Raw genomic sequence first — 10,016 nt, 5'->3', positions numbered from 1 at the left:
GACGACCATGACAACGACCGACCATAGCCAGACACCGATTGCCGACCTGCATCTGGGCGGACTCGCGCCACGCGATGTGATCTCGCCGAATTTTCGCTTCTACGAGCTGACCCGCTCCGATCTGGCCGAGCGTCGTGGCATCGACAACGGCTTCGAAACCGAGGCGCAGTTGCAGGCCGCGGTGCATCTGGCGCGGCAGGTGCTGCAGCCGGTGCGCGATCAGTTTGGCTCTTACTCGCCGAACAGCGTGTTCCGCTCGCAAGCGCTGGAGCGCGCGCTCAAACAGCGCCCGGCCAGCTGGATCAGCACCAGCCAGCACACCACCGGCTGCGCCTGCGATATCGAAGTCCCCGGCGTGGCCACGCTGGACCTGGCGCGCTGGGTGGTCAAGCATCTGCCCGATTTCGATCAGGTGATTTGCGAGTGTTATGACCCGAGCAAGGGGCCGAATTCCGGCTGGGTGCATGTGTCGCTAAAACCCCCCGGCGTCGGGGCGAACCGGCGGGTGGAATTGAGTTATATCCGCGACCCGGACTCGGGGCGGATGATTTATGTGGAGGGGCTGCGCGCCGCGGTGGCCTGATGCCAGCGGTCGGCGCACCGGAGGAAGCCCGCGCTTCTTGTATAATGCGCGGTTTTCCAGCCTGATTCGTGCCCATGAGCGCCGACCCGAAAACCCTTCTTGCCGACTTGCTGCGCCAGGCGCTGAAAAGCGTGGCGCCAGACCATGTGGATACGCCCATTGTGCTGGAGCGGCCAAAGCAGGCCAGCCATGGCGATTTTTCGTCCAACCTGGCGCTGCAACTGGCCAAGCCGATGCGCCGCAGCCCGCGTGATCTCGCCGCGCTGCTGATGGCCGAGCTGCCCGCGTCACCGCAGGTGGCCAAGGTCGAGGTGGCGGGCGCCGGCTTCATCAACTTCACGCTCGCCTCAGACGCCAAGACCTCGGTGGTGCAGGCGGTGCTGAGTCAGGGCGAGCGCTTTGGCCGTGGCGCGGCCACCGGTACAAAAGTGCAGATCGAGTTCGTGTCGGCCAACCCGACCGGCCCGCTGCATGTTGGCCATGGCCGTGGCGCGGCTTACGGCGCTTCGCTGGCCTCGGTGATGGACTTCGCCGGCCATACCGTGGCGCGTGAGTACTACGTGAATGACGCCGGCCGGCAGATGGACATCCTGGCGCTGTCGACCTGGCTGCGCTATCTGGCCAATTTCGACATCGTCGTGCCGTTCCCGCCGAACGCCTATCAGGGCAGCTATGTGATCGACATGGGCGGCGAGATTCGCAACGCCCACGGCGACCGCTTTGCCAAAGTAACCGCGGAGCAGGTGCTGGCCGGCGTGTGCTCGGTCGAGGCCGACAAGGAAGATCACCTCGACGGCCTGATCGCCAACGCCAAGCGCTTGCTGGGCGAGGACTACGCCTGGATTCACGACTTTGCATTGACCGAACAGCTCGGCGACTGCCGCGAAGACCTCGAAGGCTTCGGCGTGCCTTTCGACAAGTGGTTCTCTGAAAAGAGCCTGTTCGACACCGGTCTGGTCGAGCGCGCGGTGACGGCCCTCGAAAAGCAGGGCCACATCTATATGCAGGACGGCGCCAAGTGGTTCCGCTCCAGCACTTTCGGCGACGAGAAAGACCGCGTGGTGCAGCGCGAGAACGGGCTGTACACCTACTTCGCCTCCGACATCGCCTACCACCTCAACAAATACGAGCGTGGCTTCGACCGCATCATCGACATCTGGGGCGCTGACCACCACGGCTACATCCCGCGGGTGCGCGGTGCGATCGCCGCGCTTGGCCTGCCGGTCGAGAAGTTTGAAGTCGCGCTGGTGCAGTTTGCGGTGCTCTATCGCAACGGCCAGAAAGCCGCGATGTCGACCCGTTCCGGCGAGTTTGTCACCCTGCGCGATCTGCGCAAGGACGTCGGCAACGACGCCTGCCGCTTCTTCTATGTGCTGCGCAAGAGCGATCAGCATCTGGATTTCGATCTCGATCTGGCCAAGAGCCAGAGCAACGAAAACCCGGTCTATTACATCCAGTACGCCCATGCGCGCATCTGCTCGGTGCTCGCCCAGTGGAACGGCGTCGAGCGCGATCTGCTTGAGGTGGACCTGTCGCGCCTCGACGGCGAGCGCGAACTGGCGCTGTGCGCGCGGCTGGCGGCGTTTGCCGAAGTGATTCAATCAGCCTCGGCCGACTATGCGCCGCACCAGGTGGCCTTCTATCTGAAGGATCTGGCGGGCGAATTCCACAGCTGGTACAACGCCGAACGCATGCTGGTCGACGATGAAGCCCTGATGATGGCGCGCCTGGCGCTGGCCGCCGCCGTGCGCCAGGTGCTGGTATCCGGCCTGGCCCTGCTCGGCGTGTCTGCGCCGACCTCCATGTAACCCGCCCGAGGAGTCGATGGCGTGAGCGGTAATCGTAAAACCAGCAAGAAGGCGCCGGCCCGGCGCAGCGGTGGCGGCGTTTTTGTCGGTATCGTCATCGGTCTGATGCTCGGCGCCGTGTTCGCCGCCGGCGTGGCCTGGTATCTCACCCGGTCCAACCCCTTTGCCGGCCAAGACACCCGCGCGCCCACCGAGGCCACCAGCCCGCTGGCACCGCGCGTGTTGCCGGGCAAGCCGGGCGATCGGCCGGTCGAGAAGCCGCAGTTCGACTTCTACAAGATCCTGCCCAAGGGCGATGGCGCGGTCGAAGTGCCGACCACCGTCGCGCCGGTCGAGGCGACGCGGCCCGCGGCCGAGCGTTTCTATCTGCAGGTGGGCGCCTTTGAAGACCCGACTGAAGCCGACAACCTCAAGGCGCGTCTGGCGTTGATGGGCATCGAGGCCTCGGTGCAGCGCGGTGAATCGGCCAACAAGGGTACGGTGCACCGGGTGCGCGTCGGCCCCTATAATCGAGTCGAAGACATGAACGCCGCGCGTGCCGAGTTGGCGCGCGCTGGCATGGAAAGCTCCTTGGTGCGGGTCAAGCCCTGACCGGGTCGGGAACTCTGCGTCCACGCCCGCGTCTGAACCAGGCACTTAACTGATCAGGAAGACACAATGAATCGACGTCAGCTGTTGCTCCAGATGGCCGCCCTGGCCGGAACCACTGCCATCGGCACCCCGGCCTTTGCCCAAGGGGCACGGTTTGCGCCGGTGAGCCCGATCCAGCCGACGGCCGACAAGGCCAAGGTCGAGGTGATCGAGTTCTTCCATTACGGCTGCCCGCACTGCCGCGATTTCGACCCGCTGCTGGAGCACTGGCTCAAGAAGCTGCCCGAAGACGTGAGCTTCATCCGTGTGCCGGCGATCTGGGGCAATCCTCAACTGAAAGCGCTGGCGCAGTTCTACTACGCCGCCGAAGCGTCGGGCGATATTGGCAAGCTTCACGAAGCCGCTTTCGTCGCGCTGCAGGACGAAAAAGCACCGCTGACCACCGAAACAGGTGTGGCCGAGTGGGTCGCCAGCAAGGGCGTGGATGCCAAACGCTTCATGGATGCCTACAAGTCCTTTGGCGTGCAGGGCAAGATCCAGCGCGCCGACCAGGTCGCGCGCGCCTACAAGATCAACGGTGTGCCGACGCTGGCCATCGATGGTCAGTGGACCACCTCGGCCTCCATGGCCGGCAGCCACGAGGCCGCCTTGCAAGTGGCTGACGAGCTGATCGCCAAAGCGCGCAAGGCCAAGGCTTAAACCGTCGTTTTCGGGCCAGATCATGCGCCGTGACGCCGACCGCCGGCCACGGCGCATTTTCATTACCGGTGCCTCCAGCGGCATCGGCGCCGCGCTGGTGCGTCATTACGCACAGGGCGATGTGCTGCTCGGTCTGGTCGGCCGTCGGCGCGACACACTGGAAGCACTGGCCGCCGAGTGCGACGGCAAGGCCCAGGTGTTTGTGGCCGATGTGGCCGACGCCGCAGCCATGCAGACCGCCGCCGCGCAGTTTGTCGCCTCCGTGGGTGTGCCGGACATCGTCATCGCCAGTGCCGGCGTGTCGGTCGGCACGCTCACCGAGTACGCCGAAGACGCCGACGCGTTCGCGCGCGTGATGCAAACCAATGTGCTCGGCATGCTGCACACCTTCCAGCCCTTTGTCGCGCCGATGCGAGCATCCGGCGCCGGCACGCTGGTCGGCATCGCCTCGGTCGCCGGCGTGCGCGGCCTGCCTGGCGCCGGCGCCTACAGCGCCTCCAAAGCCGCCGTGCGGCGCTACCTCGAAAGCCTGCGCGTCGAACTGCACGGCAGCGGCGTGCGTGTGGTCACAATCTCGCCGGGCTACATCGATACGCCGATGACGGCCGTCAACACCTACCCCATGCCCTTCCTGCTGCCCGCTAATGTAGCCGCCAAACGCATGGCGAACGCCATTGATGCCGGCCGCCGGCATGTGGTGATTCCGTGGCAGATGGGGCTCGTCGCCTGGGTGCTGGGCTGGCTGCCCGACCCGGTGTACGACCGCATCTTCGCCCGAGCCGGCCGCAAGCCGCGTGGATTGCCGCTCTAGTTCGAACGGTCGGGTCGGGCGCCACAAATGATGAAGACGGCGATCAACATTTTTTAGGTCTTTTTACCACCCATGCCACACGCCTCGTCGCACTGGGACGCAGAGAGTGAGAATCCATTCCATTGGCATGCGTCCATACGCGTGGTCCGCTGACGACCCGGAGCCGCCCGTCGCAAGTGCGCAACGGCACCATGTAGGTTGGGTTGAGCGCAGCGAAGCCCAACGCTCAGCAGTGCAATCGTGCAACGCCGAGTGTTGGGCTTCCTTCGTCTGCCCAATCTGCGCTTGCTGTTGGCTGCGAGGCTAACAGCGGCGACCGTTCCGGAATTTACGCTTTGGGCGCAATGTTCTGATTCTGCGAGAACAGGTTCGCCGGATCGTATTTTGCCTTCAATGCCGACAGCCGATCGAAGTTGGCGCCATAGGCGCCGGCCGCCACGCGCTGCGCTTCGTCCTCGGGCATAAAATTGACATATACGCCGCCAGTGGCGTGCGGCGTTAGCGCATCGAACAGGGCTCGCGCCCAGGCGATGCATGTCTTGTCGTCGGCGGCCTCGCGCCAGCGTGTGTGTACGTTGACGACAAATTCGGCGTCGCGGTGCGGGTAGGCGGTAGCGGCTGTACCGATACGGTTCGTCGCGCCGCCCAAATGAGCAATGAAAACCTCGCACTCGTCGGTCGGTAGCTTGGCGGCCGCGTCGCACAGGATGCGCTCGACATCCACGGTCATGGCCTTGAAATCGTGCGACTTCCAGTAGTTGCGCGCGCCCGGCGCCAGTAACGGGTCGAAGGCGGTCTGCCAGTCGGCAAAGGCCATGGGCCCGGCGTGAGCGCCGTAGGGTTTGCCGAAGCCATTCAGCGGTTTCGTGACTTCTGAGCCCCTGCTCAGGTCGCCGATCCAGCAGAAGGCAACGACGACCACCTCCTTGCCATGTACCTCGACCGGCAGGAAGGGCAGCGGCGGTGCTTTGCGCATCACTAACCACGCGGTCATATCGTCGCTGGCCGTCGCAGTGAACTTGCGATAGCCCTCGAACACTTGCTTGGCCTGGTCAAGTGGATAGACCACCAGCCCGGCCAGCACCTGCGGGCCCAGTGGGTGCAGCCGGTATTCGAAGGAGGTGACGACACCGAAGTTGCCGCCGCCACCGCGTAGTGCCCAGAACAGATCGGGATGCTGCGTGGCGCTGGTCTGCACAAACTCGCCCGAGGCGAGCACCACATCGGCAGCCACGAGATTGTCGATGGTCAGCCCGCGCTTGCGGCTCTGCCAGCCAAAACCGCCGCCGAGCGTGAGGCCGGACATGCCGGTGGTGGAATTGATGCCGGTGGGCGTGCTCAGGCCGAAGGCCTGCGTCTCGCGGTCGAAGTCGCTCAGCAGTGCGCCGGGTTCGACCCGTGCCCGCTTGGTGGCCGGATCGACACGCACCGACTTCATTGCCGACAGATCGAGCATTAGCCCGCCGTCGCAGGCAGCCTTGCCGGCGATGTTGTGGCCTCCGCCGCGCACCGCCAGCAGCAAGTTGTTGTCTCGCGAAAAATTGATGGCCTGCATCACGTCGCCGGCACCGGCGGCACGCACGATGGCCGCGGGGTGGCGGTCGATCATGCCATTCCACAGCGTGCGCGATATGTCGTAGCCATCGTCCGTCGGCATCAGCAGGCTGCCGCGTAGCGCGCAGCGCAGGGCCTCGAGTTTGTCGTCATCAATGCGGGCCTTGCCGCCTTGGGATGTCTTGAATTCAATCATGGGATTAATCTCCTATGGGGTGCGGTCGGAATGCTTTTTTGTTGCATCGCACAGCGTCCGACCGCATTGACGATGTGACGCGACGCTGCCAAGTGGCGCGTGCAGATATCACTGGATAGACCCTTCGGCCTTGCCAGGCAGGGTGGGGAACAACGCGCCACTGTGTGCACCAGATGCCGGCGTGGCCTCAGGGTCAGCGCCCGCGGGCGGTTGCGTTCTCCGACTCAGTTGACTGCGCGAACGCGCTGGCGCGCATGGGGTGTTTCAGGTGACCAGGCGTGACCGACGAAGGCGTCGTCGAGCGGAATGCCAATCACATTGCTGGCGAGATTGCTGAAGGTTTTGATGCAGACGCCAAGAATCACTTCGAGCACCTGCGCGCGTGAATAGCCGTTGTCCAGGAATCGTTTCAGATCCTGCTGGCGGAGCATGCCTCGCTCGCGCACGACAGCACGAGTAAAGCGGTTCAGGGCCTCGAGCTTGTGATCATCGATGGGGCGGTTGTTGCGCATAGCGTCGATCACCTCGCTGGGAACGGCCTGCATCTGCGCAAAAGCGGTGTGGCCGGCCACACAGTAGCCGCACTGGTTCTCCATGCTGGCGGCGATCTGGATCAACTCCCGGCCTGTGGCGTCGAAGGAGGATTCAGCGAAGCGGCCGTTGAGCTCCATGAACGCTTGCAGCGCAGGCGTGGATTCGGCAGCGGTCCCGAAGACGTTGGGCACGAAACCCAACGTGCTCCGGATGCCCGTCAGCAATTCGTCCGCGGGGGAATGGGCTGTCTCGGGGGAATAGATCTTGAATGGGGTCATGATGGCGCTCCTGTGTCGAGTGGATACCGCAACAGCGTGTGTGTTACGGTTCCTAGACGATAAAAAAAGAGCGTTTGGACGGATACTCACGAACCTGTAGTGATGCGCTACACATCTTGGAGCTGGCCACTACACGTTTGGTAGTTGGCGCCGACCACCAGTCGAATGCGGGGGTGATCCATATGGAATACGGGCAGTTCTGCCCGATCGCCAAGGCGACCGAGGTCATTGGAGAAAAGTGGACGCTGCTGATCATTCGCGAGCTGTTGATGGGCGGCTCGCGGTTCAACGAGTTGCACCGGGGGTTGAGCCTGATTTCTCCCACATTGCTCTCCAAGCGCCTCGACTGGCTTGTGGACCATGGCTTGGTCATGAAGAAGAAGATCGCCGGGCAGCGCGGCCACGAATACTTTCCGACCGAATGTTGCCGGGAGCTCCAGCCCATCATCCTTGCGCTTGGTGGCTGGGGCATGCGCTGGGCGCGATCCAATCTGACCGACAAAGACTATGACGTGGAGATGCTGATGCTGTACCTGAAGCGCAGCATCGTGACCGAAAAGCTGGTTGGAAACGAAACCGTGGTCCGATTCAAGTTCACCGATGTCGAGACTTACCCGGACTGGTGGCTGGTAGTGGCCGGCGGCGAGATCGATCTCTGCGTGAAGGATCCGGGCAAGGACGTCGACGTCTATTTCACCTGCGGCGTCAAGACCCTGGCCGATATCTGGATGGGCGAAAACACATACCGTCAGGCCATGCGTGATGGCGGGTTGAGTGTGGTGGGACACAGCGCGCTGACACAGAACGTCGGCGCATGGATGCGCAACGCCATCTTTGTCGATCCCGCGTTTTCGAAGGTGGAATAGATCGAGGTAGCGGCCGTCCGGGCCAATAGTGACCGGTGAGCGGAGGCGCTCCACGCAAGTCGCTCGCGAGCGACAGTGCCGAGATTGGCATTTTCTTGCATGAGTTGGGCCGAAATTTTTCGCCGAATTGACGCAGTTTTCGCCCCCTTGGCTCCTGACGTGTGGGTGTTTGTCGGGGTGTCACGGCGGGTCGTGACGGAAGCGTCTCTGGCCGATACGCGACCGTACGGTTATTCTGCTCGCACTTGATCTCCGGCCCTGTCGCCCATGTCCGCGCCTCCTTTGACGTCCATCTACATCAAGCTGGTGCTGACCACCGCCTTCTGGGGCGGCACCTTCATTGCGGGGCGCTATGTGGCGCAGCAGATGCCGCATTTTCTGGCGGCGAGCGGGCGCTTTTTGATCGCGCTGATTCCCTTGTTTCTGTTCACGCTTACGGTGGGTGGTGGCCTGACGCGGTTGAACAAGCGGCAATTGATTGGCACCGTGTTGCTGGGGGCGACGGGGGTGTTTACTTACAACACCTTCTTTCTCGGCGGGCTGGGCCATATCCCCGCGTCGCGCGCGGCGCTGATCGTGGCTTTGTCGCCGATCATGACCATGTTTGTGATGCGATTTATTGCGCACGAGCGCTGGACCTGGCTGCGGGTGCTTGGGGTGTTGCTGTCGCTCAGCGGGGTGTCGATGGTGATTACGCGGGGCGACTACGCCAGCGTGTTCAGTGGTGCGATCGGGCGCGGCGAGTTGTATATCTTCATCGCGGTGGCGTCGTGGGTGGCGTACACGGTGATCGGGCGTTACACGCTGGCGGGCATGAGTGCGGCGTCGGCCACCACCTGGTCCACCCTGTGGGGCACGCTGATGCTGCTGGTGCCGGCCAGTGCCGACCTGATGTCGCCAACGCTGGCGTGGCCGGATGGCTGGTCGTGGGTGGCAATGGCTTATCTCGGGGTGTTTGGCACGGCGGTGGCGTTCTTTTGGTACAACCAGGCGGTGGCAGCGATCGGCCCGGCGCGCGCGACCTTGTTTACCAATCTGGTGCCGGTGTTTGCGGTGGTGATGTCGGTGGTGTTGCTCGACGAGCGCCTGGTGCTTGCCAGCCTGGTCGGTGGCGCCATGGTGATCACGGGGGTGATTCTGGCCAACCGCCCGGGTGCGGTCCTGCGACCCGATTCGGATTGAGGGGTCAAGTCCGGCAGTGTGACGCCGTAATAGGGCAGAGAACAGCCCAGTGGAGTCAGGTGATGAGCGATGTGAACGAACGCCGCCAGCGTCAGCGGATCATGGTTGAATCGGCGCATGTGCCGGCACCGGCATTCATGCTCGAATGCGATAACGCGCTTATCGCGGTGCGCGACGTGTCGCTCGAAGGCTTTTCGATGCATGTGTCGACGGCACCCGACAGTCAGACGGAGTTCCGGTTTTCGCTCACGCGCAGTGGTGTTGATGGCGTGGTGACCGGGCGGGCGAGGGCGGTCAACTTCGTGCGCGGCGCCACGGCCGAGTCGGGCATTGCCGGTTGCCATGTGACGGCCTTTGACGACGACGGCCGGGAGCGCCTGGCGCAGTGGCTGTCGGCGCATGTGGCGGCAGTGGCCGGTGTGCCGCTGACCGACCAGGAGGCGCGCGAGATTGTGGACGGGCCCTCGCTGGTGTAGATCGGCGAGGCACAACAAAAAAGGGCGGCCACATGGACCGCCCTTTTTTGTTGTAGCGAAAGGGGCGTGCCCCTTTCGCGTTCAGGCCATTACATCCAGCCCTTTTCCTTGTAGTACTTGATGGCACCTTCATGCAGCGGAGCCGACAGACCGTTCTTGATCATCTGCTCCTGCTTCAGGTTGGCAAAGGCCGGGTGCAGCTTTTTGAAGTCGTCGAGGTTCTCGAACACCGACTTGACCAGTTCATACACCACCTCGGGCGAGGTCTTGGTCGAGCTCACGAAGCTGGCCACCACACCGTAGGTCGGGGTCGGCTCGGGGTTGCCGGCATACAGGCCACCGGGGATTTCAACCTTGGCGTAGAACGGCGCGTCGGCCACCAGCTTGTCGATCGCCGGACCGGTCAGCGGCACCAGCTTGGCGCCGCAGGTGGTGGTC

11 protein-coding genes are annotated in these 10,016 nt (G+C 63.5%); 8 read left to right on the top strand and 3 right to left on the bottom strand.

The features are described 5' to 3' along the window. Nucleotides 1-7 precede the first annotated feature (7 nt). The 5 genes from FHP89_RS12605 to FHP89_RS12585 all read left to right on the top strand — a co-directional run bounded on the left by FHP89_RS12605 (nucleotide 8) and on the right by FHP89_RS12585 (nucleotide 4,492). Entirely contained in the window at nucleotides 8-583 is a 576-nt protein-coding gene (locus FHP89_RS12605) for a D-Ala-D-Ala carboxypeptidase family metallohydrolase (RefSeq protein WP_260851589.1), read from the top strand. A gap of 74 nt (nucleotides 584-657) precedes the next feature. Continuing rightward, nucleotides 658-2,391: an arginine--tRNA ligase gene (gene argS / locus FHP89_RS12600; protein ID WP_144177297.1), complete on the top strand. Its 1,734-nt coding sequence runs from the start codon at nucleotides 658-660 to the stop codon at nucleotides 2,389-2,391. A 21-nt stretch (nucleotides 2,392-2,412) separates the two neighbouring features. Beyond that, the gene (locus FHP89_RS12595) at nucleotides 2,413-2,982 is read left to right on the top strand and encodes an SPOR domain-containing protein (protein ID WP_144177295.1); all 570 of its coding nucleotides are present in this window, start codon (nucleotides 2,413-2,415) and stop codon (nucleotides 2,980-2,982) included. A 66-nt stretch (nucleotides 2,983-3,048) separates the two neighbouring features. After that, nucleotides 3,049-3,681 (top strand): thiol:disulfide interchange protein DsbA/DsbL, encoded by a 633-nt coding sequence (locus tag FHP89_RS12590; RefSeq protein WP_144177293.1) that lies wholly within the window; start codon nucleotides 3,049-3,051, stop codon nucleotides 3,679-3,681. Nucleotides 3,682-3,703: 22 nt separating this feature from the next. After that, entirely contained in the window at nucleotides 3,704-4,492 is a 789-nt protein-coding gene (locus tag FHP89_RS12585) for an SDR family oxidoreductase (RefSeq protein ID WP_144177291.1), read from the top strand. A gap of 328 nt (nucleotides 4,493-4,820) precedes the next feature. On the opposite strand, the gene FHP89_RS12580 is transcribed toward FHP89_RS12585, so the two are convergent. Both FHP89_RS12580 and FHP89_RS12575 read right to left on the bottom strand, forming a co-directional pair. Further along, nucleotides 4,821-6,242, bottom strand: coding sequence for an FAD-binding oxidoreductase (locus tag FHP89_RS12580; RefSeq protein WP_144177290.1), 1,422 nt, complete (start codon nucleotides 6,240-6,242; stop codon nucleotides 4,821-4,823). 224 nt (nucleotides 6,243-6,466) lie between these two features. Then, nucleotides 6,467-7,054, bottom strand: a complete 588-nt coding sequence (locus FHP89_RS12575) for a carboxymuconolactone decarboxylase family protein (protein WP_144177288.1) — start codon at nucleotides 7,052-7,054, stop codon at nucleotides 6,467-6,469. Nucleotides 7,055-7,170: 116 nt separating this feature from the next. Here FHP89_RS12575 and FHP89_RS12570 point away from each other — a divergent pair, with 116 nt between their 5' ends. From FHP89_RS12570 to FHP89_RS12560, 3 genes are all read left to right on the top strand, one after another. Continuing rightward, nucleotides 7,171-7,920 carry a winged helix-turn-helix transcriptional regulator gene (locus tag FHP89_RS12570; RefSeq protein WP_222105386.1) on the top strand — a complete coding sequence of 250 codons (750 nt, stop codon included), beginning with the start codon at nucleotides 7,171-7,173 and terminating at the stop codon, nucleotides 7,918-7,920. 267 nt (nucleotides 7,921-8,187) lie between these two features. Next, nucleotides 8,188-9,102: a DMT family transporter gene (locus FHP89_RS12565; protein ID WP_144177287.1), complete on the top strand. Its 915-nt coding sequence runs from the start codon at nucleotides 8,188-8,190 to the stop codon at nucleotides 9,100-9,102. A 62-nt stretch (nucleotides 9,103-9,164) separates the two neighbouring features. Further along, nucleotides 9,165-9,578, top strand: coding sequence for a hypothetical protein (locus FHP89_RS12560; protein ID WP_144177285.1), 414 nt, complete (start codon nucleotides 9,165-9,167; stop codon nucleotides 9,576-9,578). 89 nt (nucleotides 9,579-9,667) lie between these two features. Here the strand turns inward: FHP89_RS12560 and FHP89_RS12555 are convergent. Continuing rightward, a partial coding sequence (locus FHP89_RS12555) for a TAXI family TRAP transporter solute-binding subunit (RefSeq protein ID WP_144173670.1) occupies nucleotides 9,668-10,016 on the bottom strand: 349 nt, incomplete at its 5' end.

Source organism: Denitromonas ohlonensis (assembly GCF_007625205.1).
Lineage (GTDB): Bacteria > Pseudomonadota > Gammaproteobacteria > Burkholderiales > Rhodocyclaceae > Nitrogeniibacter > Nitrogeniibacter ohlonensis.
This window is presented reverse-complemented; position numbering and strand designations above follow the sequence as displayed.